Genomic DNA, 24,434 nt, shown 5'->3' with positions numbered 1-24,434 from the left:
AGGTCGCTATCGGACTGCTTTTCGGATGCGGGCTGTGAGGATTTGCTCGACGTCGAAATAGCCTTCCCAGGCGTCGGGCTGCTGAGCCCGCGCAGCAGCCGCGAAAACGTCAAAGGCGCTGGCACTTTTGACGGTCGGCAACTCATCCCAAGTAACCGGTACGGCGCACGACGCACCAGAACGCGCCCGGGTCGACCAGGGGCATATCGCGGTGGCGCCCTGGCCGTTGCGGAGATAGTCTAGGAACATCCGACCCTTGCGCTTCGCCTTGCTCATATTGGCGACGAAGCGCGACGGATCAGTGCGGGCGAGCAACTCAGCGAAGTTCTGACAGAAGCCTTTGACCTCTTCCCAGTTGGCTTTGGGGACGAGCGGGACGACGACGTGAACGCCCTTGCCTCCGGATAGCAGAGGCCATGATTGGAGGCCGAGTGCCTCCAGAACGCCGCGGATGTCGAGGGCGGCCTGCCTGACGTCACCAAAGCCCAGGCCCTCGTCGGGGTCGATGTCGAAGATTATCCGGTGCGGCAGGCTCGGCTGCTGGCGCAGGCTTCCCCAGACGTGGAATTCGAGCACGTTCATTTGGACGCCGCCGATCAGCCCCGCCAGGTCATCGACCCAGAGGATGCGACTTTCCTTGCCGGACATCTTCGCCAACTGGCCGTCATGGATGGCCTTGGGCATGCCCGGCAGTTTGTGCTTCTGAAAGAAGGTCTGTTGCAGGTCGCCGTCGGTGTCGCGCACCAGCGAAAGGGGCCGATCCTGGATGTGTGGCAGCATCCTCTCGCCAACCGCCGCGTAGTAGGCGGCGAGCATCGCCTTTGTCACCGCAGTGCCGGGATACATCAGCTTGTCGGGATGGGTCAGGTTCACGCCGACCGCGCGGGCTATCTCCTTGCCCAAATGAGGATCGAGATTGGCCGTGGCGGCGGTCGCGACGGTTTTGGGCGTTTCCATCACCACCTGGTCGGCGCGTTTGTCTTCGCGCATGCCTTGGAAGCTCGGGTGCCGTAGGCTGCCGTCGGGTGTCACCTCGGAATAGGTGACCTCGGCGACGAGTTCGGGCTTTACCCACCGGGCGCGGCGCGCGATGTCGCGCGGCACGGATACCAAGGCGGGATTGTCCAGAGAACGCTTCTCCAACTGCGCGAGAATGGATTTGCGCATCGCCTCGGTGAACCCGGTGCCGACGCGGCCGCGGTAAATCAGTTTGCCATTCTCATAGGTACCAAGGATCAGCGAGGCCATGCCGCGGCCAGTGTCGCTAGGACGGTAGCCGCCGATGACAAATTCCTGTCGTTTCGTGCACTTAATCTTGAGCCAGTTGGCGGTGCGGTCTCCGACGTAGCGACCGTCGGCGCGCTTGGCGATGATGCCCTCGTGGCCGCCGGCGCACATGGTATCGAAGACCTTTTTGCCATTGTCGGCGATATGGCTGGAGAACTGCAGGCTGTCGTCTGGATCCCGCTTGCCCAAGAGGGTCGCAAGCCGTTCCTTGCGGTCGAGCAAGGATCGGTTGGAAAGGTCTTCGCCGTTGAGTTCTAGCAGGTCGAAGGCGTAGAATTTGAGCGGCATGCCGGCGGCAATTCCGGTTTTCAGCATGGAGAAATTGGTGCGGCCGTGGCTGTCGATGGCCACGATCTCCCCATCGATCAGCGCCGAGCCCTTGGTCAGTGCCTGAAGCGGCGGCAGGATCACCTTGAACTGGCGTGTCCAGTCGTGGCCGTTGCGGGTGTACACGACGACCTCGGAGCCGGATATGGCGACCTGGGCCCGATACCCATCGAACTTCATCTCGAAGAGCCAGTTGCCCCCCACCGGAATGTCGTCGGTGAGCGTGCAGAGTTGGAAGGGACGAAACCTGGGCAGGGGATATGTAGGGGTAGATTCCGAGTCCCGGCGCCGTGGGCGCTTTTTGCTGAGGGCGGTCTCTACGACCGACATGCGAAACTCGAATACATGGCCCGATTCAATTCTCTACCCGGGAATCAGTTCCACACTCGCGCGCAACGGATTGAACCGGAAGAGTGCAGCCGCGTTATTGGGAACTGGAACGCAATCCTTGGAGGAAGAACTACGCAAACAACTCGTGGGCGCAACCAGGACCGCGCAAAGGTCGCCGGTGGGCAGGATCATGAGATGAAGTATGAGGCGGGCAAGACCGGGGCCGGGAAGGCCGAGGTCAAGTCGGCCGTGAAGTCTGTCGGCAACAGCCGCAAGAAAGTCGAGGACAAGTTGGGCAAAAAGTGAGCCTCGGTCGCAGGGGCACATGGTTCGCATCGCCACATTCAACGTAAACGGCGTCAATGGTCGGCTGCCGGTGCTCCTCGAGTGGCTCACGGCCACCAAATACGACATCGTCTGCCTTCAGGAACTGAAAACGTCCGACGAGAAGTTTCCGGCCGAGGCGATCTGCGCGGCGGGGTACAGCGCCATCTGGCACGGCCAGAAATCCTACAACGGAGTGGCCATCCTAAGTCGAGGCACGGACCCGGTCGAACGCCGGCGCGGCTTACCTGGCGATCCTGACGACACCCACAGTCGCTACATTGAAGCCGACGTGGATGGGCTCGTCGACGGCTGTCTCTACCTGCCAAACGGGAATCCGGCGCCTGGTCCCAAGTTCGATTACAAGCTGCGCTGGTTCGACCGCCTGATCAGCTACGGCCAAGACCTGCTCGAAACGGGAGAGCCGACTGTGCTGTGTGGAGACTATAATGTCGTTCCGACCCCAATCGACGCGGTAGCGCCTCGACGATGGCTCGGGGACGCGGTTTACTTCCCCGAGAGCCGGCAAGCCTATGCCGAGATGCTTGAGGATGGGTGGATCGATGCGGTTCGGCGCATCCATGCGGAGAAGGGCATCTACACCTACTGGAACTTCTCCTATGGAGGTGGCTACGACAGGAGTTCTGGCCTGCGAATGGACCATCTGCTGGTGAGTCCGTCGCTGCTACACAAGCTCCGCGGAGCAGGAGTGGACGTCGAGTTGCGAGGGTGGGAGAAGCCAAGCGATCATGCGCCAGCGTGGATCGAGCTTGAATAGCCGCCAAGGGGGGATGCGTGAAAGCTGAAACGAGAACGGCTGCGGGCTGCTCTATGACCCATCGGTAACCTTCATTGCGATGGCAACAAAGCGCCCATTTGACGGCCGTAAAGGTCCACTTCACAGCTTCTTAAAAGCAGACATCGCTGGCGATGCCCTCGAAGTCGACCATGCCCACTTCCGGACGTTGGCTTCTTGTTGGAAGCGGGCATTGGTTGGCAGGGCCAGAACTGCCGCTTGCGGCCCGTCGCGCTTGCCTTCATCAACCACAGATCGAGGCATTTGCGCCTCATGGCCGTGCTCGCTTTGTCTGTCGCCTACTGACCAAAACAGGCAGGCCGGGATCAGCCTGCCTGTTACGAGGGCTACCGCGGCGGCCCAAAGGAAGTGAACCGGGTCCAGACACGGCCCAGCGCAGACAGCACACGCTTCAGGAAGGACAGACGCGCGGGGTCGCCGTGCGCGTGGCGTTCGATCTGCTCGCGCATCACCGCTTGTGACGTGGCTGGATCGAAGGCGCGCAGCCATTCAACCTCGCCGGCCGTAATGAAGTAATGCGAATTGCAGGGTGCATCGCAGACGGCAATCGAAGGGCGCACCGTCGCCATACCGCCTTGTTCAGTGACCTGGTGGCTGTCGGGCACCAGCAACGAGACACGATGACCACAGCCGCAAGCGCACAGCAGGGCCCCGATCTCGAACTCCTCGCTGTGATAGACGACGCCCCGCATCAAGGGCTTGGGCATGCGCTCGACCGCTTCATAGCGAAATCTCATCTAGGCTCCTCCGCCCGGTCCATTTCGAAGGTCACGGTATCGAAGATTATCGAGGTCGCATCACTCTCCCGGTCCAGCAGCCCGAAATGCTGCTTGAACCGGATCACGGCCATGTTGGCATTCAGCGCATTAAGCTCAGGAATCTGCGCCTGCTTGCGATATTCGTCAGCTTTCGCGTTTTCGACCGGCAGACGCACCGTACCCCGATTGTTGTCGAAGGCGGCACGGTCGGTGCCCGTAATGCGCACGAAGCCGCTGAGCCCGACGGCCGAGCGGTTCAGGCCCATGCCGCAATCGACAAAGGGAATGTTGTTCGCACTCAGCCAGTCCACGATCAACAGGCGCGCCGGACCCTCATCAACCGAGACGAAGACGAAATCGAACTCGCGGAGGCGAATAACATTGTCGGCCGTGATGCGTTCGGCGACCGGCACAATGCCCGCATGCCATTGATCATAGTGCATGGCAAGCGCCTCGACTTTCAGCTTGCCGATGGCGCCGGGGATAAAGCCCGGCCATCTGAAGATCGTGTGGAGATGGACCTTGTCATCATCGAACAGCGCAATCTGCTCAAGATGCGTACGAGCCACTGAATCGAGAATGAAGGAGCCAGTTCCGCCAAGGCCGACGATGGCGACCTTCTTGCCGCGCAGGAGCGCTGAGAGATCGTTGAGGTGATAGCGCGCGGACATGGTGTCGGGAAAGCGCAGCGGCGAACCCTGCGCGGCCGCCTTGACGGCGATCCCACGTAGGGGTGTAGCCTGAGGATAAGCATTGACCGCCGGCGTCGTGATCGTATCGATGTATGTCTGTACCTTTTCCTCGAACGACTGGTACGCGCGCAGCGCGCCCTGCTCATCCATCAACTTGTAAGAGAAGGAGCAGCTCATGACGAGATCAGGCGTCACCTCAACGGGATTGGGGCCGCCGCCAAGCCTGAGCTCGCGTCCCTGCTGGTCGTGGGGTCGGCTGCCGCGCCACCAGGCTTGGTGATCGGCGGGGGGGCCGATGACCGGGCCGGTCAGACCAAGTGGGCAGGCCCAATCGCCGTGCTGCAAGCCGGCCTCGCTGTTGAGGTAGGGCAGACCGTATATAACGAAATAACCGCCCACGAAGTCGATCAGGTATCCCGTCTCGTCCAGATCACGAAGGAAGGGGTTATGATTCACCAGTTCCGGCAACTCGAAAGCGCATTCCATCCTTCACCTTGACCTTCTGACCCGGTGCGAGCGTGCCGCTCGGGTTCTCGACCGGACCGTGGGAGTATTTGACGAGATATTCGTTCGAGGGCTTTCCGCCCTGCCCGAGATAGAGATCGACCACGCGGACGTAAGTGATCTGTTTGGTGTCGATCTCGTGGTCATCGCCATTAACCAGAATGTCGAAGACCTTCTGGCTGTAGAAATGCTGATCCTGCGTCAGATGGATCGGCGTGTCATCGCGCGGAATGCGCTCATCTTCCTCGTCGCCCGCCCCCTCGCGGTAGAGCCTCTCGTGCTGCTTAATGTCGGCCAGCGCATAGAGCGCTTCACCGGTCGTTGGGTTGGGCGAATTGATCGCCACTCGATTGATGTGGATGCGCACGATGTGCGACGCAGCAATGTCCAGCATGACTTATATCCTTTCCCGGCTCTGGCGGCGCTTGCGTTTCGCCCCGACCGGTGGCATTTTGGTGTCCGGCCAGACAACAGAAGGGGTTCGAAAAAAGCCCTGGTCTAATTCACATCAGATCAGAGCCTGTTGTCTACACAGACAACAAATAGCGATTGAAAAAAATTTGTCAAGGAGGGCGAATGCCGGAAACAGCACTGGGTGTGTGGTTGAAAGGCCTAAGGGAAGAAAGAAAGCTGAGCCTAAGGGATCTTGGCCAGCGCAGCGAGGTCGATCACGCCTACATTCACCGGCTTGAAACGGGCGTAAAGGAAGCCCCATCCGAAGACGTTTTGGACAAGCTAGCGACTGCGCTGTCAGCCTCAAAGCGCGATCGCGAAGTTCTGCGCCACCTCGCGCGCCAGGAGAACGTTAATCCGAATATCTTGGAATTTGTCCGTCAGGATCAGAGTATCAGCGCCGAGGAGCTGCAGATGCTTTCCACCGTTGTGAATCGCGGCACGCGCGCGGATTACGCGACCTCGCTCGCGCGCATCAGGCGCATGATGATGGAAGACGATGATGGATGAGTTGTCAGTCGTTTCATCTGCACGGGCGTTTATCAGCAAATGCGGGCCGCTTGCGCAGCCGGTCTCAGTCGATATCTATGCGGCAGCAATCGACGGCACGATCAAAAAGGAAGCCTTGAACGACGGCGAAGATGGCTGGTCGTTCAAGACGCCCAAGGGCAAATATAAGATCTGCGTGAACTGCAATCAGAACAACAGGCGTCAGAGGTTTACCGTCTGCCACGAGGTTGCCCACGCGGTTTTAGACATCGCCCCCGATCATAGCCAGCCAAGCTGGAGTCTCAGCAAACGGCCCCAAGGCGAGATTTTCTGCGACATTTTCGCCGCCGAGCTACTCCTACCATACAAGCTCTTCAAGCCGCAGGTTGACATGTCGGAAATGGGCATGGCGGCCGTCGGCACGCTGGCCGATGATTTCGATGCCTCGCTTCTTGCGGCCGGTTCGCGTTTCGCAACCTTCTCGAAAAATCTCTGCGCGTTCGTCGTCTCCGAAGGCGGCAAGGTTCGCTACAGCGCCCGCTCGGCAAGTCTACGTCAGGCAAAGGGCTGGGTCAGGCCCGGGGCGCTCCTGCCCGAGGGTTCCTACAGCGCACGAGCACGAGCGGGCGAGAAGCCATCAGGGCCTGAAGAAGCGGAGGCCGATGAGTGGTTCGAAGACTGGGACCGCGATGGCGGCCTATTCGAAGACGTCTTGCATGTTGGTCAATGGGATCAGACCATGACGCTGCTGTGGTACGAAGAGGACGACGCCCCGCCCGCGCGTCTCGAGCGCAAGCAATGGGAGGAACAGACCTACGGCCTCCGTGAGCTTGACGGCAATCTGCCCTGGCCGGGCGGCAGGAAGCGGCGATAGGTGGAGACCTGAGTTTGCTAGGCCAGCGGATCGATCGCCCAATATGCAGACCTTTTCAGCGTCCGGGCAGGATCATTCCCAGACTTTTTGCGCTCCCAATCGAGCGGCCGATATCTTTCTTTCGAGAGAAAAAGCGGTCCGTCGGGTCACGGCCCAATCCGGTCATTCCCAAATAATGCACTAGAGAACTTTTCTTCATTCCGGCGGGCATTACACATCACTCGATTGTTGCCCCCGGCACCTCGGCTCGCCACTTTCATGTAATCGGCAAATTAGGCTGTTTAGGCGCACTGCTTGACAGTCTAGGCTTGACGGCAACTCAGCAGTAGGCACCCGGCGCGCATTTGAGTTATGGAGGGCCTCGTGAAGAATCCGGGGCGGTGTCGTTGGCGATTGGAATTGAAGGATCGACAGCGCTCGCGAATCCCAGCTTTATGCGACTGCCTGACTTCAAAGCAGTTGTTGGGATTAGACTGTTGATTGATTGTCGAATGCAAACAACAATCTGGAACAACCAGAGGGATTGGGGGAAAAGTGCCGATGGCCAGGGGCATACTAGTTAAGTTTCCGACGCCGGAAGCGCAGCTGAAACGCGCTGTCCGCCAGCACCTCAAGCGCCTTGGGTTCAAGAAGGGTAAGAACGGCTTGCTGTTGCCGCCGGGGCAAGACAAGCAGGCGGTGCGACAGCTCCATGGGGAGCAGCGTAGCGACAAGCTTGAGGCGAACACAGCGTTCCTTGCCCGGTGTGCCAAGGAACTCCTGCCGCATTTTGCAGACGGCGACGAGATTGAACCTGCCAACATCAGGTTGGCGCTTCGGCGAGTGCGGAGCGATACCAAGGATGCCGACCTGTTCCGGCTAGCCGCGCTAACCTGGTCCGTACCTGTATCGGCGGGGTTTGGCCGCCGCCTGCGCTACTTAGTGTGGGACGAGGGTCACGACCGTCTGGCGGGGATCATTGCTTTGGGCGACCCTGTTTTCAATCTGTCGGTACGCGACAAGTTGATCGGTTGGAACTCCGCTGACCGTTCGCTGCGGCTGGTGCACCTGCTAGATGCTTATGTGCTGGGTGCTGTGCCGCCGTACTCGTTCCTGCTCGGCGGCAAGGCTGTGGCTGCACTCGTGCGGACGCAGGAAGTGGTGCGGGACTTCAAGGACACTTACGGCGAGTCCGTCGGCATCATTTCGGGAGCCGCCAAGCACGCCAGCCTGCTGATGGTCACAACCAGCTCATCGATGGGGCGTTCATCGGTCTATAACCGATTGGCCCTGGGCGGCACGCGGTACTTCCAGCCGGTGGGTTATACCATCGGCTGGGGGCACTTCCATATTACGGACGCCCTGTTCGAGAAACTGCGGGCCTATCTCCGGGAACTCAGCCACGACTATGCCGATCACCACGCGTACGGCAAGGGACCGAACTGGCGGCTGCGCACTATCAAGGCGGCGCTGACGCGGCTGGGCTTCAAAGACTCGCTCCTAAAACACGGCATTCAGCGGCAAGTATTCCTGTGCAGCCTGGCAGCCAACACGGTCGACATCCTCCGTGGGAGCGGGGCCGATCCCGACTACGGCAACCTTTTGAGCGTCGCCGAGGTATCGGCGCTAGCCGTAAGCCGCTGGATGGCCCCGCGCGGCATCCGCGAGCCGGCTTATCGCAATTGGCGCAAAGACCGCGTGCCAGAGCTTGTGAGCGGCGCCGTTGCCGGTAGCCTTGCCGAGTTGAAGGAACATCCTACCCAACCTGCCAGTCGAACGGGCTGAGGGGATGTATTTCGCCATCGACGTTGCGAGCGGACAGCAGGTAGAGGCCCCGCTGGCGCAGCGGTACCGCCGCTACTCCTGTCCTGTGTGCGATGCGCGTGTTAGCCCCCGGCAAGGCACCTACCGCGATGCGTACTTTGCCCACGTCTCGGGAGCGGCGCGACCGGAGTGCTACCTTTATCATGCGTCCGAGGGATGGCAGGGGCCAGGGGCGGAGCCGGCCGTGCAGGCGCGGCCAGAGCCAGCTACACCTCAGTTGCCCCTTGCCCTTACTCTGCATGTGCAGCCGCCGGTCGGCAGGGTATCGGCCCGTTGGGGCCTTGAGGTGCAGATTCCGCGTGCGCCTACCCCGAGAGGCAGGTTGACCTTCGACGGTGGTGGCGACGGGTTCCGGGTCGAGGTAGCCTGCGCCCGGCTGCACGTTGGAGCCCAGGCCTACGCGGTTAACCCTGACTCCCCGACGTTCCGCGCGGCTTGGGTCAGCGGAGACGTGGACAACGCCTTTGGCATCGCCGTACAGGAGCGGATACCCGGTTTGGATTCCGTGCGGAGCACAGTCTTTTCGGCCGGCAGAGGCAGCCGCCAGGCGTTGGCAACCGGCCTGGACTGGGGCGCTACCTATTATTTCGTGCAGCGTGCCGAGCCTGTTACGAGTGTGCCGCCGCAACTCGCAGTCACCCGTCTGGCCGACCTGAAGCAGTGGAGCTGCCTGCTGGTCACGCTTCCGCAGGTGGCCGACGAAGGGCTGGCAGAATGGATCAGGCGGGCTACCGGTTTGGCGGTGCAGCAGGCCAAACGTCGGTGGGGCGTCGTGTCACCGCCCATGCACTTCATCGACACATCGGCGCGCCTTGTCCTGGACACCAGGGGCGAACTCACCTTGGCGATCCGTGCAGGCGATGGCCACGGTGAGGCAAGCCTCCTCGCACGCAGCGGTGATGACAGTGCGTCCGTACCCCTCGCACGGGGACAATGGCAATTCATACGAATCAGCGGCTTTCCGGCGGCCGAGCCGCCTGTTCTGGAGGCCGAGGGGTGGCCATTGCCAGAGGTACTGGTCAGACCTGTTGTGCGAGCTGCAAGGGGAGCTCTTCTGACCTTTGGTTCACGCTCAGTTTCGGCGAGCTCGGCCGATGCACGGCCCCTACTTGAGCAGGTGCGGGCCGGCTCGCTCGACCTTTCTGGCCTCAATGTTCCCCGCGGACTTGTTCCAAGCCTTCGGTCACGGTCGGCGGGGGCTGTCGATTGGGCCCAGCACGTCTTCGCGACCACCGCCGCAGATCTCCATTCGGCAGCCGAGACAGTGGCGACGGAAGCCCTCGCTGAACTCCAAGACGCCCTGCGTGACACCAAACGCGACGTGGTATTAGACTTGGGTCCGTACGGCGCGTGGTGGTTCGATATGCGGGTGGCCACGGCTGGGCCGACCCGGCACCTGCCACCAGCCACGCGTGCGCATGCCCGTTGGCTTCTCGCCGCCGCTGGGCAGGCGGGCATTGCTTCAAGGTCGCAGTCCGACGAGGCGCTTTCGACAGCATTGCGCGCCATGATTGCGCCGCGTTGGCTTGAGGCTCACCACCGTCTTGCCTTGACCCGTATTCGCGGAAACAGGGACGCAACATGACCCAGCCGTCGCCCACACCGCAGGCTGTCAAGCGGCTACGCGCGCTTGGTGACCGCGAACTGCTGGCCTTCTTCAACGAAATAACCAGCAAGACCAGCCGGGAACTGATGAGTGTGCTGCCTAGTGTTGACGGCTTTCGCAAGGATAGTGCCGCCAGCCTTCCGAAGCGCAAGCAGGCGCTTCTCCATCACTTTCTCAAGAAGGGCGGCGCTCCCAAGGCCAAGGAGCGTGCCGACAACGCCTACTACTATCTGTGGCGGGCGTGGGCGGCACAGTACCTGAAGGATGTCGAGGGTCTCGCCGCGTTGCTCGACGCGATCGAGAATGCATCAGCAAAAGACCATCCGCAGGTGGTCGCGGACCAGCCGCAAGCGGAGATAGAAACGCTGTTCCGCAGTCTGCATGAACAGTCCTTTCTCAACAATTGTGCTGCAGAGACGATCACTCGGCTTCTCCAATTTAGCCCCTTCGAAACCACCGATACGCTTGAGCGGCTGGTAAGCAGCGCCAAACCGCTGGTGGCGGTAGAGAGAGACCGGGAGTTGTCCATTCTCCCGAAGCGAATGCAGGGCTATGAGGAACTGTTGAAAAGACTGCAGGGCGACGTTGAGAGGTCGTCAGGCGAGGTAGCGCGATTGGCGGAGACCGTGACCGGTCTCCTAGCCCGGCCAGCCCCAGTGGTCGAAGAGGGCACGTCTACGCACGCACTAGAAACGGTGCTTGCCGAACTGGCGGCTGTGCGAAAGGAATTGGAAACCCATGGCGAGGCCGTTGCGCGCGTCAGCGCCACGGCAGACGGGCGCCTAAAGGCCGTTGAACGTAGCGTGGCCGACCTCGAGGCGCTCTGGAGTGACACCGAGGACCGGGCGGGCAAGCATACCGCCGAGCTTCAACAACAGCTTACCGACATCGCCGAAAGGGTCGGGCAACTGGGGCAGAACGCCAGCCCGGCTCCGGTGCAGACCGACGCACCATCGGTGGCCTCCACCCCACCGCTATGGGTTGTGCCGCTGGAGCAACGACCGGATCCGATCAAGGCCCTGGCCACGGGTACAGAGGCTGCGGCCCTGCTGACATCGAACTACGCTGCGCTTGGCCTTAAGTCCCCGGGCGCCGCGGTCTTTGCGGACGAAGTGCTCGCCGCTGCCGTGACCGGCAGGGTGCTGTTTCTCAAGGGATCATTCTCGACCGAGCTGGCCCGTGCGACGGCAATGGCGCTCGCCGGGAAGCATATAGTGCGGGCGCGGGTGCCGGTCGGTTTTGTCGATGCAGCGACGCTCGACACCCATGTGGTGGCGGCACTTGGCAAACAGGACGGCATGATCGGGGCACTGGTGCTGGAGCGCGTCAACAATGCACCCTTCGAACTGCTGGCCGATGCGATCGCGGACCTGATCCGCAACGCAAGCGTCTTGGTGGTGGCAACACTGGCGGACGGAGTCTCGACATTTCCAGAGCAGCCGCTCTATCTCCAATTGGGACCGGTGTTCGACGCGGATGTGCTGGACTGGAGCATTTTCCCCAAGGCAAACGCCGTTGTCTCCGCAGGGGCGCTGGCGTCGCTCGATCCCAAAGCCTTATCGATGCAACTCTCCAAAGGCAAAGCCCAGACGGAAGAGTTGCTGAGGCTTTTGCGCCGGGATCGTTCGTTGCGCAACCCGCGCATCGAACGGACTGCAACCGCCTTCATGTCCACGCTTGAGGCTTTCCGTACTTCAAATGCGCCTACCTCGCTGCAATCCACCTCCTATGGCTGGGTGTGGCCGTTATGGCGCATGACTGGCTTGCCACCGGAGGACATCGAGGAGGAACTCGATGGCGGGCGGATCGATAGCGAGGACCATGTAGACACCCGGCTCCAACTCCTGCTCGACCTTGCTGGTATCAGGAGGGAGTAGCACCGAGATGGCCTTGTCACTGCGTGTCCTTTCCGCCTCCGAGGTGTTGGCGAATGCGATGGTCGGCTTGTCGATCCAAGGCCCCCCAGAATCGGTTCGGCGCGCGCTGATTGCGGCGCACCTGCACGCTGCGTGCGACGCAGACGGAGCACGGGATGGTCAAGGCGTGTTCACAGGGCGCCTTACCGACATGATCGAAAGGAATCTTGGAGGCTTAATCGCGCCTGCCGAGGCGCGCCCGCTGGCCAACACGGTGTTGGAAGCGCTCGAGGAAACGGGCGACCTTTGGCGGTCACCTGGAGGCTACTGGAAGTCAACACCTCCGCGCTCAGTTGCGCTATCGGATAGCGTGTCCTTCTTGCTTGGCGCTCTTCCGCCAGCCGGCTTTGTCGCGGCAGGGGTCATGCGCTATGCGAATGCCGGCGTCACGCAGACGGTCATGCAGAGCTTTGATGATTGGCTCGGTCGCACCGAACCCATCGGCATCTGGATGGGCAAGGCGCTCAAGATCTATCGCCCACGTCTCCAGCAGGCGACAATGCCAGCCGACCACCTCGAAGTATACGCTCCGGACCAAGCGGTGCAGCAGTCGCGATCGCGCTGGATAAATGCCCGTGAGGTTGAACTCGCCGGTGTCTCTTTGCGGCTGTGCCGCGCGCAGGCAAAGCCAACGTCACTCTACAACCGACCGTACTGTCTCGGAGAGTTCGAGCCTACGGCCGATGGGCTACTACTGCGGCGTGCAACTACGGTCGACCATGGACACGCGCGTCGGTTCCGCTTTGCCTACGATGACGCGCTTCGCGCTACACGCACATTAAATGCCAGGCGGGACAATGATCTGGTGCAGGTTACGCTGGCCAAGGATCTGCCCATGGAGGAGGCCCGCGTTCTCGCGCTTGGGTGGGAATGTGAAGGCGCAACCCCTCGGTCAGTCCGTTCCATGGCCTTCCCGGTCCGCGCCATGCCGTTCGTGACACATGCGCTTGGGCGGCTGGGGATAAAACTGAGAGGGGGAGTGTTGTGAGCAACGGGGTCGAGCAGAGCGAGCACGGCGTACACGCCACGGTCGGGCGGCTGGGCGCAAGCCTGCGCGGCTACATTGAGGCGCAATACCACGTGCGCAACCAGCCACTCATCCTAGAGCGACGGCTGCTGCTGCAGGAGGACGGTGCGGTCGCGCAGGCTCCATTTGTTGAGTCTACTCCGGTTTATGAACTCGGGGCTCCCTATGACCAACTTGATCTGCCCCCAGCGGTGGCAAGGGTGTTGGCGGAGCTTGCAGCGGCAAAAGTCGGCTTGTTTCCCCGGCCCTACGTCCATCAGGCACAAGCCCTCGAGAGGTATTTCGCCGGCTCCGATCTCATCGTCGCCACCGGTACCGGCTCTGGAAAGACCGAGAGCTTTCTGATGCCGATCATCGGCCAACTGACCCAAGAGGCACGCGACCGGCCAGCCACGGCGGCGCTGCCTGGCTGCCGTGCCTTGCTGCTCTATCCGATGAACGCTCTCGTCAATGATCAACTGGGACGCATTCGCCGGCTGTTCGGCGACGAGATCGCATCGGCTATCGTTTCGGCGGGTCGCGCCCGGCCGGTGCGCTTTGGCAGCTATACCGGCCGATCGCCCTATCCAGGACTGCGCTCGGCCAAGCGCGACGGCGAGCGTATCGAACCGCTGTTCGACAACTTTTATCTGCCCTTGATGGCGACACCCGAGACAGTGTCAGGCCTCACTAAGATTGGGCAATGGCCATCAAAGGACCTGACCGCGTTCTATGGCAAGCAACACGAAGAACTGAAGCCCAATCCAAAAGGCGGTGCACCCCGGCGCTATCGTCACTGGGACCGTCGTCTCATCACCCAGCCTGGCGACCGCGAGATGATGACTCGCGATGAAACCCAGCGGGCATGCCCGGATATCCTTATCACCAACTACTCGATGCTCGAATACATGCTGATGCGGCCGATCGAGAGGTCCATTTTCCAGCAGACGAAGGAGTGGCTGCACGCTGACAGCGCCAATGAGCTGATTCTGGTGCTCGACGAGGCGCACATGTATCGGGGCGCTGGCGGTGCGGAGGTTGCTCTGCTGATCAGACGTTTGCTCGCACGTCTTGATGTGCCGCGTGAACGCGTGCGCTTCATCTTGACCAGCGCCAGCTTGGGGCAGGGTATAGCGGCTGAGGCAGCGATCGACGAGTTCGCGCGCAATCTCACTGGATTGCCGCGCCAATCGCGGCGTGGGTTCGCGGTTGTCACCGGTACGCGCGAACAGCGCCTCGGCAGCGGCCAGCCAAGCGACCGCGTGACCGACTTGCTCGCGGTTTTTGATTTGGCTGCTTTCGAACAATACGCAACCCATCCAGAGACTGCGCGAGACGCGGTGGCCGCATTGGCCGCTGGGTTGGGCTGGTCGGAACCGACGTCGGCCGAAGACATGCCCGACTACCTGTTTGCCAAGCTTACTGGCTTTCCTGTGCTCGAAAGGCTCATCGAGCTAGTATCAGGCAAGGCCCTCGCGCTGGATGCCCTGCAGGAGCAACTGTTTGAGCACCATCCCGACGGTACTCGCGCTCTAGCGGCCCTGCTTGCGCTGGCTCCCTTTGCCCGCCGAAAAGCGGACGACCGCGTCCTGTTGCCCACCCGCCTGCACATGTTCTTTCGCGGCCTGCCGGGGCTATTCGCCTGCGTCGATCCGAACTGTGCCCATGCACGCCATCAGGGACCGGGCCGGATTCTCGGCAGGCTGCATACCCACCACCGCCGGCAGTGCCAGTGTGGCGGCCGGGTCTTCGAGCTCCTGACGCACCGCGAGTGCGGTACCGCCTACTTGCGGGGCTACGCCGATGGACCGCAACCTGATTTCCTCTGGAGCACACCGTCAGGGCCGTTCCGTGAAGGCCGCCAGCCGCCGCTGGTTGAAGTGGAAGTGCTGATGGAACCGCCCAACCCGAACTTTCTCGACTGCGTTTCCGCCTGGCTCGACATCCGGAGCGGCCGTCTCAATTACAGCGGCGACCGGCCGGCAGAAGGCTTTACCCGCGTCTATCTGCCCTCCCAGAACCAGGACTGGGTCAAGAATGGCGTAAGGTTTGGCAATTGCTGTGTCTGCGGCGAACCAACTCTGCGCAGTGAGACATCCACGATCATGGACCATGCCACCAAGGGCGAGGCGCCGTTCGCCAACCTGGTGAAGACGCAGTTGGACAGCCAACCGGCTTCGCGGACCGAAACCCGCGAGTACCCTAATGGCGGTCGCAAGGTGCTTCTCTTTTCGGACGGCCGGCAGAAGGCGGCCCGGTTGGCTCGCGATATTCCGCGGGAGGTAGAGCAAGACATTTTCCGGCAAGTGCTGGCGCTGGCCACACGGGCACTGCTCCAGGCGGGTCGCGAACCGCGGCCTGACCGCAGTCTTTACATCGCCGTGCTCAAGGTTCTGAGCGACAGCAATTTGCCAATCTTTGACCGGGAGGACGCGCAAACAATCGAGGACCAGGTGAGACGCCTCCAAAAGGACCATGCAGACCAACCTCTCGAGGAATTGCTGGCCGACTTCGACCCTGGACCGCCGCCCAGCCGCTACAGGATGGCTCTCCTCAAGCAACTGTGCGGCCGATATTACTCGCTGGCCGGCACGACGGTGGGTTGCCTCTTTCCGGCCCGGCGCGCGCTTTCGAAGCTTGTTGGCGCGGTTGCACCGTTGGTTCCAACGCTCCCCGCCGCAGACATGTCCGGCTTGGCCGCCGGGTGGCTTATGCATGTGGCGGACGGCTATGCCTTTGACCATACCATCGAGGGCAACGTCCGCGGGTCGGCGGCAGGCCGCTGGAGGAACGCGTGGGGCAGCAACGGCACATTTCCGAAGGCGATCCGGCCCGCGCTGGCCGCCGCCCTGCAGATCGACCTGACTACCCTTGGTTTGGTCGAGAAGGAACTCGCGAACGAACTGGGGCTGGCTGACTCCACCGGCGCGATCTTCATCGATCCCGCCAAGGTAGTCGTTCACATCGACCTGGACATGACATGGCATCACTGCGCCGACTGCACCGCGCTGTTGCCGATGACCGTTCATGGTCATTGCGCGGCTTGTGGATCAGGATCCGTCCAGTCGGTCACGCCCTCCCAGAGCGAATATATCAGGGCACGCAAGGGCTTTTGGCGTGCGCCGGTGGAGCGTGTGCTGACAGGCGGTGCGCAACTGCGCAGCATTTCGGTCGAGGAACATACCGCCCAGCTGTCAAATCGCGACAATGCGCGGGTGCACGCGACCACCGAACAATTTGAACTGCGTTTCAAGGACGTCCGTATCGCGAAGTCCGACAAGCCGATAGACGTGCTGAGCTGCACCACGACCATGGAAGTGGGTGTCGATATCGGCTCCCTGGTTGCGGTAGGCCTGCGCAACGTGCCGCCGCAGCGGGAGAACTACCAGCAGCGAGCCGGCCGGGCGGGACGTCGCGGCTCGTCACTTTCAACCGTGCTAACCTATGCCCAGAATGGCCCTCACGACGGCTACTATTACAACAACCCGAAACAGATCGTCGCGGGCGATCCCCGCAATCCCGACGTCAAGGTCGACAACCCAAAGATCGCGCGGCGCCACATCGTCGCCTACCTCTTCCAAACGTTTTTCCATAACTACATGGACCATCACGATGTGTCCGTCGGGGCGGGATCGTCTGCCTTGTTCCGGGCGCTTGGCAAGGCTACGGACTTTTTCCTCGGCGAGCCGATGTCGGGGCTCGATATTGCAAGCTTCGATATGTGGGTGCGTCAGGAGCTTCTTGCGCCAACCGGCCAGTTGCGCCCTCTAATTCGCAACTGGCTGCCGGACAACCTCCGCGTCGCCCCTCGGACGATCGACGCCTGGATCGGCGATGAGGCCGCAGCCTTGCTGGCGACTCTCGCCCGTTTCCGGGCTGAACTGGTAGCAGCAACCGCAGCAGAAGGTGAGGCTGCCGCAGGCGGCGAGGAGGAGGAGGACCGGCGTTCGGAGCGCGAGGCCGTCGCTGATCAAGAACTGCTTGAGTTCCTATTCGCCAAGGGTTTGCTGCCCAGCTATGCTTTCCCCACGGACCTATCGAGTTTCCTTGTGGAGCAGTTGGTTCCGCGCAACAACGAGTGGAAGATGGAGGTCGTCGAACGGCCCCAGCAGTCCATTGGCAAGGCGTTGAGCGAATATGCTCCCGGACGTTTGATTGTTATCAACAAGGCGACCTATCGCTCCGGCGGGGTGGTCGCGAACACATTGCCCGACGTCGAGAATCGCGCAGAGGCGATCTTTAAGGAACGTCACACGCTGGTGCACTGTGAGAACTGCAGCTTTGTCGCGGATTTGAATGACCTGACACAGGGTGGGGCGCGTTGCCCGGTGTGCGAAAGCGACCTGAGACACACGCACATGGTGGTGCCGCAGGTCTTCCTGCCGGAGGAAGGCAGGGCGCTCAAGGACGACGATCGCGATCAGGACATTACCTACGCGACGGCCGCGCAGTTTCCCGTCCCGGTGGGCAAGGACGATCTGCCTAGCCTGCGACCCGTCGGCCGCAACCTCATGTACGTAGTCACCACTGACCGCCAGTTGGTGACCGTCAACAAGGGACAGGAGACGTCGGACGGTCGCAGCGGATTCTGGATCTGCAACCAGTGCGGACGCGCCTCGGTCGACGAGCAGCCGCACTTGTCACACAGCCGACCCTATAAGATTGAGTTCTCATACCGGAAGCCGAGGCCGGCGCATCAGTGTGCTGGTACCTATGAAAACGTGTTCCTAGGCCACGTATTCTCCACCGATTTGCTGTTGCTGCGTATCAGCCTGAGGCAGCCGCTTGTCACCGAAACGGGCGACCCCTTGCAGTTACGGATACTCGAAGACGCCCTGTACTCGGTTGCCGAAGGCTTGCGCCTGGCAGCCAGCCGGCATCGACAGATCGATCTCGATCCTTCCGAGTTCGGTGCTGGGTTCCGTATCGTCCCGAAGCGGGAGGATGACACGCTGCTGCTGGACGTCTACCTTTACGATACTTTGTCTGGTGGGGCCGGCTACGCCGATCTCGCGGCAAGGAACATTGAGGAAATCCTCCAGCAGACCCTCACGTTATTGGAGGAGTGCCCCGCCCGCTGCGAGCAGTCATGCGAGAGTTGCCTGCGGCACTATCATAACCAGTACCTCAAGGAACGTCTTGACCGGAACCTCGGTGCCGAGCTGCTCCGCTACGCGCTCGATGGCACGCTGCCTAAGGAGAAGTCACCCGCCGCGCAGGCCAATTTGCTGCGAAATCTCCAACGGCTGCTCGAATTGGAGGGTTTTGCGTGTACGGGGCCTGTCGAAATACAAGGAGTCACCGTCCCACTTGGCGTTGCAAGCTCCAACCAGCAAGTCGCTGTTGGGCTTCGCCCTGCTTTGCTTACGCCGGAATGGCAAGGGCACTCGTTCAGTAATCTACCCCCAACAACGGCCTCAGTCGTCCTTAACGAATTCGTCCTGGGTCGCAATCTGCCAGATGAACATCAGATGGTGCGCAACGCCGTCCTCTATGAGAAATAGGCCAGCGAGTAATCGCAGGCTCGCGACGGCGACTGGAAGTTGGTCGGAGGAAGGCGATCGCCGTCATTGCAGCCTTCGCGCCCGCGGAACTAGACTAGGGACATTCTCGTGGAACGAAGGTCCGGATAGGGCATCGGGCCGACGGTGCACGTGGACGCTGTTCGGCATCTTGACGTTTCTGGACTCCTCGAGGGAGCTGGCGCCATTTTCGTCGAAGGCGCCAGACCAAGGCTTTTCGATCAGGGCTTTCGAAAGGAGGGAAAAATTGCGGATATGCCAGCCAAAGCGCCCAGCGCGATCATCAGGACCGCAGCTCCGGAGCTAAGCTTCCCGACAGCATTTGCGGCGATCATTCCTGGGCCGGCAGTCGCGATACCGATCGCAACAGCTCGAATAGAAGCTAGGACAAGCGAGCCGCCGAAGATCATCTGGAGCGAGATGTCTTGGCGTACACGATCTTCTCCGTCGCCCTCTGCCGAAAGGAATAATCTGATACCGCTAACGCGCCTCATCACCTCCGGTTCGGCTGCAAAAACGTAGCGCTTCAAGTCATAACGTGAATCGATGACGCTGCGTTTGGCAGATGCAAACTGGATCGAATCGTCATTTGCCTCAGCGACCAAGGCAAGTTCCTTTGGCGTCGGCCGGGCACCATCAGCGTCGATGGGATGCTCGAACAACCTAAGGCAGTACACCTCGCATTCGTAGCGCTTGCCAGTCGAAAGTCGAAAAGCGCCCTGCTCGACAGCACTTGACCGAGGCCAAGTTCCAAACCAGCTTCGGCCCGAGATCTTGCTGATCTGACGTACAGCGAAGAACGCGCTTTGCTCGGCCGCGAACGTTTTATGACGGCTTAATTGCTTTGCAGTCTCCTCAAAGGCTTCGAATGTCAAACGCAGGTGCGCTCGCCACTCAAAGTCGAGGGAGAAGCAATAGATCTCACTCGGCGCTTGGGCTGCGCTAGGCAAGCGCTCGCGACAGGCAGGACTGATTGCTGCGCGCAGTTCACCTGTTGTCGCTTCACTGACATAAGCATCGGCAGCAAGAGTAAAAATGTAAGAGGTTCCGACGCTCTCAGCCCGAATAACGCGAGCAATGCGAATGGGTATGAGTTCATAGGGGATTGGATCACCGCTGCCGGCTACAAAACACACTAAGGCGTACTCGTCGGCGAGTTGCTCGCGGGGGACTCTGCTACGAACATCGCCTGCGAGCCACTTACCGTCGTAGCGGAACTGCATCTGGCCGCCACGTGGAAGCGCCAGCATCCGGATAATATCATCAGCGTAGCGGGCTCGGGCCGACGAAGACAGAAACACGATCATAGCGCCCGCCTTTTGGCCTGACTAACGCACGAAATTCGGCTGCCCCGGCTTCGTTTCCCAAATAAGGTGGATCCAACCCTTAGGAATGTAGTGGGATAAGCCTTGACTGTCGAAGATGCGGTGGCCTCCGCTTTCGCTGACGTTGAGCCTCTGCGGGTTATCGATCCGGACTTTTGCACCCGATTCAAAATGGTATTCCCGCCACGCTTCGCTGGAGATATCGCTGAAAACGAGATCGCTTTCGTTCTTGAATTCCGACGCTGTCGCAGAGGCCATGATGCGGTTCCGTCCTGTCTTTTTCCAAATTTCATACAGTGATTTGGTCGTTCGCGCAGCTTCATTCTGAGCTGTACTGGTTTCTAGCGTCGGACCTGATGTTCTCGTGACTAGGTCTTTGTCCTCCAAGAAGGCTAGCTTTGTGTCCCTCGTCCTTTCTCTGCAACGCTTTTCGAGACTGGAGCCTTCAACCCCCCGAAAAATGCGTCGGGCGCAAAAGCCTCATGGGTTCACAATCCTGCCTCGATCATTCGAGCAGAGCATTGTTCCGCCGTGAAGAGGCGGAGGCCGCCGCTCAGCTCGAGACGCCAAAGTCGAAAAGTAATTATCGGTTTAGTGGCGAGATGGTGGCATATGGAGAGCTGAGCAGAAGGCTAAGTGCCTGGTTTTAAATGGTTGAATCGCGACCCACCCGCGTGAAAAGGTGCGCTCTCTGTCGGCGTTAGATCACATATGTCGAATCTGCGCGTCAATGTGAAATACGATTTTTCACTCTATCGGACATGCCCATGAGTTTTTGGCATCAACTCATGGGCCACAGCGGAACGGCCGCGTCTGGACATCATCATACTGTAAGCTGCTAGTCCGCTCTCGGCACCATTTCAGTCATCCCGGTCGCGGGCCAGTGGAGCCGTTTCTGACAGCAACATATCGTTTTCAGCTAGCGCGGCGATTGCCGATATCTCCGGCGCTCAGCAGGTTCGTCAAAGCGTGCAATGACGCGAAATCGAGGGCGCGATGGTGGAGCAGGGAAGGGCGAATGTCTCGCCGACACGCCCTCGGAGGTCGCTGGCTATTTGCGATCTATCACCGTCGTACGACGGTGGCAAACTTGCAAATCTATCATTTCAGCGGGAATTGGATCGAAGCGTGACCAACCGTGATCCACAATAGTCGTAGGGTGGTGTCTCGCTCGGCAGGGTCGCCGACATGGCGTCAGGCCGCAAGCAGAGCCTGATTGGGCGTCTATCGGCCTTCATCGCTGTTGCTGACCGCCACCAATGTTCCGGTCGGAACGCCGCCGGCGTGGGAATTGGCCGTGCCGCACGAGTTTCAAGGTGGGGTCCTTCTTCGTCACTTCTGCGAACCACTTCCAACCGTGGTACTTGTCTCCTGTTTGGCGCAAGTGCGTGTAACGCTTGAGAGATATCCAGGATCGGTGTCCGGAATTTGAGGCGACCCTTGGGATGTTAAGGCCAAGCTCGAACAATCTCGAAACGCCGTCGTGCCGCAAGTCATGAAAACGAAGGTCCTCGATCCCTAGGAGCTTGCAGGCTCGCGTGAAGGACGCGCCGATGGCGTCTGTCGAGTACGGGAAGATTTGTTCTGCAACTTTGGGCATGGCTTCGACTATCGCCAAAGCTTCCTCCTGCAGGTCGCACCACACATCGTTCCCAATCTTCTGGCCCGGGTTCTTCATATCGCGCACGAGTACGCGCCGGCCTTCCTTGTCGAGGTCTTTCCAAGCGATCCGGATGATCTCCTCCTGCCGGCGGGTTGAGAAGATGGCGAAGGCAATGATCCGATGCATCGGAATGGAGGACGGCGAGGCGAATGACCGGTCCTTGAAATGCACCATTAGCTTATCGAGTTCGACGAGCGTTGGGCGGCGGTCGCGTTCTCGGCTTTTTGTTATTAGCCCGAGCCTGTCCGCAACGATCGAGGCGTCTTGCATGGCCTGCCGGTCAAGCGGGTAGTTCCAGGCAGGACGCGCTATGGCGAATATTGCGCCCAGATGGGAAAGATAGTTGGAGACGGTCTGAGGCTGAACGCCCGTCTCCAGCTTTTCGCGCGCGAAGGCGACTATGTCGGTGCTCGTGATCGAGGCGCACGACTTGTCGGCGATATCGAAGTCCTTGATGCTCTTCAGTACCTGGGTCTTCGTGCGGCCGATCTTCTTATTGCTTTCGCGAACGTACCGATCTATCGCGTCCGCGAGGGTCGGGACCCGGTTGTCGTTCGACCTGGTCTGCAGCGCAGATTCCAAGGCCTCGGGCTCTCCAAGATGCTCTTCCCGTTGGCTGAGCCAGGCGGAAGCGGTTGATCGGCGCTCGAAGGTCTTGTTCTCACGCAGCATGATCTTGCCGCTGCGCTTTATGACAATCTGTGCGAGCCATGCTACAGAACCGTCCTTGCGTGAGCGCTTCACAATGGTGCCCATATCGGTACAACATCCCCGTCGGCGGTACAACATTTGTTGTACCTTTCAGTGAAAACAGTACAAAATCGGACGAAACGAGACAAGCCTAAAAGTGATTGGGAAGGCCTAAGTAGTGGAAAAAGAAAGGAAATCGCAGATTAGCGTATCTCAACGCTTCGCCATTGCGCCGATGATGGACTGGACGGACCGGCATTGCCGGTTTGTGTCACCAGAATGTCCGCGAAACTGCGCGTGAAATTTTCTAAAAAAAGGGCGCACAAAGCGGAGGCGATGAAATGTCCGTGAGAACGGACAAATCCATTTCGTTGCCGGAGCAAGTTCGTGACCTCGAGACCGGTTAACCGGGCGCCGAAGGAGCGTCAGCATGGCGACGCCGCAGGCGGGACGCGGGGCCGCCGCCCCCGGGCGAGGGGTGCCGCTTGAGGGCTGCTGGTTCGCCAGAGCACAGGGTGAACATCGGGATTCTGACTACGCTCGAGCAAGGGCGTTATCATGGCGTGTGCCGGCATGCTCCGGGCGTAGCGGCTTCGCATGCCTGAGGGTTGGTCGACAATCTACCCGACTTCGTGTCCGCAGTTATTTCCTGCTAGGCGCCGCCGTCCCTAATAGGGTTGACGATCTTGATGTCGAAAAAGTCTTTTTCGTTGTCGGTCACGACGACGCAGTCGTTGGCTTCAGCAACGGCGGCAATGATCGTGTCGAGTGCGCTTCGAGGGCGGCCTTTCGCCCTACCGTCGGCCATCAGCCGCGCCCAAATCAGTCCGGCTTTCTCGTCAAACGATAGGACCCGACCCGAAAAAAGCATCTGCGGACCGTCCGGCCCCGAGAACCACTTTTCGAGTTCGTCCCGCCGTTTTCCCGAGGGCTTCTCAAGCACACCGCGGCGAATTTCGGCGACTGTGAGCGAGGCGATGAAAAGATCATCGTCCATTTGGTCGGCCATCCACGCGAGCAGGGGCTCGGACGGGGTTGGTTTTGTAATGTTGCTGATGATGTTCGTATCAAGCAGATATCGCATCAAATCTCCACCTTGCGTCCTTCTTCGCGAGAACGGCTAAGGTCGAGATCGGCCCCGACGAGCGGGGATCGGCGCAGCGCGGCAAGGATGCCACCTTTCTTCGGCGGCTCGCCGGCGATGGTCTGACTGACAGCCGCGCGAAGGCGCGAGGCATCGGGGCCTTCTTCTGCCAGCCGGCGAGCCAATGAGCGGATGAGGTCGCGATCTACATCACGACCAAGCACCTCAAAGCGCGTCAGGCCGCGCTCGCTAAGGCGAGATCGATAATTTTGGATGGCGCGTTTTTGCGAGATGCCCACTGAAACCTCCGACTATGCCCGGTAATATAGCCGGAAAACCTTGTTTAGCAAGACGTAGCCATCGGGCTGCGGCGTCGTTCCGGCCTTTTGGATGGATGTCGCCCGCATATTTGTTTGACCAATCGGCATATGCCGATTGACCCCTTAGTTGTTACCGGTAATATTTCCAGATCGCGGTGCTAGGCTCATCAGACGCTGAAAGGAAGCCATCGGTGGGTAGATCCAGTCATGTGCTGCGTCGGAGCGCCGTCTGCTGGTTTTTCCGCTACGCCGTGGCACGACGCAGCCCGCCAAAATTGTTGGATCCTGCCGAGACTGTCCGGTACTGCGCTTTAAAGGCTGCCGGTAACCAACTGGAACGGTTTAATTTTGTTTGGATTTTGCCCACAATGGCGGGATGCCGGACAATAGCCCCCCATTTTCTGCCCCCCAGGACGAAGTCGATCTGTTTGACTATGTCCGCAAGCCGCGCGCTCGTTGCCATGCCAGGTCGCAGGTCCTCGCACGAAGGGCAATCGAGCACACTTGGGACCTCAGCATTTCCGATGACTGGCCGGACCGCATTCCCGTCTCTGATGCCGAACTCGATGTGTTCGAGGTTCATTTCGGGCCGTTATTGGACGAACTGCTCAGCCAAACGCATTGAAGCAACAAAAGGAGGTGTC

Annotated in this window: 19 protein-coding genes; 10 read left to right on the top strand and 9 right to left on the bottom strand. The window is 60.3% G+C overall.

The features are described from left to right. Positions 1-6: 6 nt before the first annotated feature. Positions 7-1,944 carry a DNA ligase D gene (gene ligD / locus NKH49_RS06000; RefSeq protein WP_352925441.1) on the bottom strand — a complete coding sequence of 646 codons (1,938 nt, stop codon included), beginning with the start codon at positions 1,942-1,944 and terminating at the stop codon, positions 7-9. Between the two features lie 114 nt (positions 1,945-2,058). Here ligD and NKH49_RS05995 point away from each other — a divergent pair, with 114 nt between their 5' ends. After that, the gene (locus tag NKH49_RS05995; RefSeq protein ID WP_352925599.1) at positions 2,059-2,250 is read left to right on the top strand and encodes a DUF3606 domain-containing protein; all 192 of its coding nucleotides are present in this window, start codon (positions 2,059-2,061) and stop codon (positions 2,248-2,250) included. Between the two features lie 19 nt (positions 2,251-2,269). Then, complete coding sequence (xth, locus tag NKH49_RS05990; RefSeq protein WP_352925439.1) at positions 2,270-3,046, top strand: exodeoxyribonuclease III; 777 nt, start codon at positions 2,270-2,272, stop codon at positions 3,044-3,046. 365 nt (positions 3,047-3,411) lie between these two features. Here the strand turns inward: xth and NKH49_RS05985 are convergent, their stop codons facing one another. Genes NKH49_RS05985 through NKH49_RS05975 form a run of 3 tightly spaced genes read right to left on the bottom strand, consistent with a single transcriptional unit; the run spans position 3,412 to position 5,433 of the window. Further along, positions 3,412-3,822 carry a ubiquitination-like system serine protease family protein gene (locus tag NKH49_RS05985; RefSeq protein ID WP_352925437.1) on the bottom strand — a complete coding sequence of 137 codons (411 nt, stop codon included), beginning with the start codon at positions 3,820-3,822 and terminating at the stop codon, positions 3,412-3,414. Further along, a complete protein-coding gene (locus NKH49_RS05980) occupies positions 3,819-5,003 on the bottom strand; it encodes a ThiF family adenylyltransferase (RefSeq protein ID WP_352925435.1) in 1,185 nt (394 codons plus the stop codon). The genes NKH49_RS05985 and NKH49_RS05980 overlap by 4 nt, the downstream gene beginning before the upstream one ends. After that, the gene (locus NKH49_RS05975) at positions 4,981-5,433 is read right to left on the bottom strand and encodes a multiubiquitin domain-containing protein (RefSeq protein WP_352925433.1); all 453 of its coding nucleotides are present in this window, start codon (positions 5,431-5,433) and stop codon (positions 4,981-4,983) included. Before NKH49_RS05975 ends, NKH49_RS05980 begins: the two co-directional genes overlap by 23 nt. Before the next feature lie 182 nt (positions 5,434-5,615). Here NKH49_RS05975 and NKH49_RS05970 point away from each other — a divergent pair, with 182 nt between their 5' ends. The 7 genes from NKH49_RS05970 (at position 5,616) to NKH49_RS05940 (ending at position 18,690) form a co-directional block, all read left to right on the top strand. Next, positions 5,616-6,002 (top strand): helix-turn-helix domain-containing protein, encoded by a 387-nt coding sequence (locus NKH49_RS05970; protein ID WP_352467833.1) that lies wholly within the window; start codon positions 5,616-5,618, stop codon positions 6,000-6,002. Beyond that, positions 5,992-6,855, top strand: coding sequence for an ImmA/IrrE family metallo-endopeptidase (locus tag NKH49_RS05965; protein ID WP_352473670.1), 864 nt, complete (start codon positions 5,992-5,994; stop codon positions 6,853-6,855). The genes NKH49_RS05970 and NKH49_RS05965 overlap by 11 nt, the downstream gene beginning before the upstream one ends. 540 nt (positions 6,856-7,395) lie before the next feature. Next, the gene (locus NKH49_RS05960) at positions 7,396-8,619 is read left to right on the top strand and encodes a Druantia anti-phage system protein DruA (protein WP_352925431.1); all 1,224 of its coding nucleotides are present in this window, start codon (positions 7,396-7,398) and stop codon (positions 8,617-8,619) included. Positions 8,620-8,980: 361 nt separating this feature from the next. Next, positions 8,981-10,243, top strand: a complete 1,263-nt coding sequence (locus NKH49_RS05955; protein WP_352925430.1) for a hypothetical protein — start codon at positions 8,981-8,983, stop codon at positions 10,241-10,243. Continuing rightward, positions 10,240-12,141 (top strand): hypothetical protein, encoded by a 1,902-nt coding sequence (locus NKH49_RS05950; protein ID WP_352925428.1) that lies wholly within the window; start codon positions 10,240-10,242, stop codon positions 12,139-12,141. The genes NKH49_RS05955 and NKH49_RS05950 overlap by 4 nt, the downstream gene beginning before the upstream one ends. Before the next feature lie 7 nt (positions 12,142-12,148). Then, a complete protein-coding gene (gene druD / locus NKH49_RS05945) occupies positions 12,149-13,168 on the top strand; it encodes a Druantia-type antiviral defence protein DruD (RefSeq protein WP_352925426.1) in 1,020 nt (339 codons plus the stop codon). Next, complete coding sequence (locus tag NKH49_RS05940) at positions 13,165-18,690, top strand: DEAD/DEAH box helicase (protein WP_352925424.1); 5,526 nt, start codon at positions 13,165-13,167, stop codon at positions 18,688-18,690. The genes druD and NKH49_RS05940 overlap by 4 nt, the downstream gene beginning before the upstream one ends. A 239-nt stretch (positions 18,691-18,929) precedes the next feature. Here the strand turns inward: NKH49_RS05940 and NKH49_RS05935 are convergent, their stop codons facing one another. From NKH49_RS05935 to NKH49_RS05915, 5 genes are all read right to left on the bottom strand, one after another. Then, positions 18,930-20,015 (bottom strand): hypothetical protein, encoded by a 1,086-nt coding sequence (locus NKH49_RS05935; protein ID WP_352925422.1) that lies wholly within the window; start codon positions 20,013-20,015, stop codon positions 18,930-18,932. A 21-nt stretch (positions 20,016-20,036) separates the two neighbouring features. Beyond that, positions 20,037-20,291 carry a hypothetical protein gene (locus NKH49_RS05930; protein WP_352925420.1) on the bottom strand — a complete coding sequence of 85 codons (255 nt, stop codon included), beginning with the start codon at positions 20,289-20,291 and terminating at the stop codon, positions 20,037-20,039. Between the two features lie 976 nt (positions 20,292-21,267). Then, positions 21,268-22,452, bottom strand: coding sequence for a tyrosine-type recombinase/integrase (locus tag NKH49_RS05925; protein WP_352925418.1), 1,185 nt, complete (start codon positions 22,450-22,452; stop codon positions 21,268-21,270). A gap of 586 nt (positions 22,453-23,038) precedes the next feature. Then, positions 23,039-23,470, bottom strand: coding sequence for a type II toxin-antitoxin system VapC family toxin (locus tag NKH49_RS05920; protein WP_352925416.1), 432 nt, complete (start codon positions 23,468-23,470; stop codon positions 23,039-23,041). Further along, entirely contained in the window at positions 23,470-23,769 is a 300-nt protein-coding gene (locus NKH49_RS05915; RefSeq protein ID WP_120017150.1) for a hypothetical protein, read from the bottom strand. Before NKH49_RS05915 ends, NKH49_RS05920 begins: the two co-directional genes overlap by 1 nt. Positions 23,770-24,166: 397 nt before the next feature. Here NKH49_RS05915 and NKH49_RS05910 point away from each other — a divergent pair, with 397 nt between their 5' ends. Beyond that, positions 24,167-24,415, top strand: a complete 249-nt coding sequence (locus tag NKH49_RS05910) for a hypothetical protein (RefSeq protein WP_352925414.1) — start codon at positions 24,167-24,169, stop codon at positions 24,413-24,415. Positions 24,416-24,434 lie beyond the last annotated feature (19 nt).

The sequence above is a fragment of the Mesorhizobium sp. M1088 genome, assembly GCF_040318575.1.
Taxonomy (GTDB): Bacteria; Pseudomonadota; Alphaproteobacteria; order Rhizobiales; family Rhizobiaceae; genus Mesorhizobium.
This window is presented reverse-complemented; position numbering and strand designations above follow the sequence as displayed.

Coding starts and splice junctions, on each gene's coding strand:
- NKH49_RS05925 (WP_352925418.1), bottom strand. CDS start 22,452: ATGGGCACCATTGTGAAGCGCTCACGCAAGGACGGTTCTGTAGCATGG.
- NKH49_RS05965 (WP_352473670.1), top strand. CDS start 5,992: ATGATGGATGAGTTGTCAGTCGTTTCATCTGCACGGGCGTTTATCAGC.
- ligD (WP_352925441.1), bottom strand. CDS start 1,944: ATGTCGGTCGTAGAGACCGCCCTCAGCAAAAAGCGCCCACGGCGCCGG.
- NKH49_RS05985 (WP_352925437.1), bottom strand. CDS start 3,822: ATGAGATTTCGCTATGAAGCGGTCGAGCGCATGCCCAAGCCCTTGATG.
- NKH49_RS05950 (WP_352925428.1), top strand. CDS start 10,240: ATGACCCAGCCGTCGCCCACACCGCAGGCTGTCAAGCGGCTACGCGCG.
- NKH49_RS05975 (WP_352925433.1), bottom strand. CDS start 5,433: ATGCTGGACATTGCTGCGTCGCACATCGTGCGCATCCACATCAATCGA.
- NKH49_RS05970 (WP_352467833.1), top strand. CDS start 5,616: ATGCCGGAAACAGCACTGGGTGTGTGGTTGAAAGGCCTAAGGGAAGAA.
- NKH49_RS05910 (WP_352925414.1), top strand. CDS start 24,167: ATGCCGGACAATAGCCCCCCATTTTCTGCCCCCCAGGACGAAGTCGAT.
- druD (WP_352925426.1), top strand. CDS start 12,149: ATGGCCTTGTCACTGCGTGTCCTTTCCGCCTCCGAGGTGTTGGCGAAT.
- xth (WP_352925439.1), top strand. CDS start 2,270: ATGGTTCGCATCGCCACATTCAACGTAAACGGCGTCAATGGTCGGCTG.
- NKH49_RS05960 (WP_352925431.1), top strand. CDS start 7,396: ATGGCCAGGGGCATACTAGTTAAGTTTCCGACGCCGGAAGCGCAGCTG.
- NKH49_RS05920 (WP_352925416.1), bottom strand. CDS start 23,470: ATGCGATATCTGCTTGATACGAACATCATCAGCAACATTACAAAACCA.
- NKH49_RS05930 (WP_352925420.1), bottom strand. CDS start 20,291: ATGGCCTCTGCGACAGCGTCGGAATTCAAGAACGAAAGCGATCTCGTT.
- NKH49_RS05935 (WP_352925422.1), bottom strand. CDS start 20,015: ATGATCGTGTTTCTGTCTTCGTCGGCCCGAGCCCGCTACGCTGATGAT.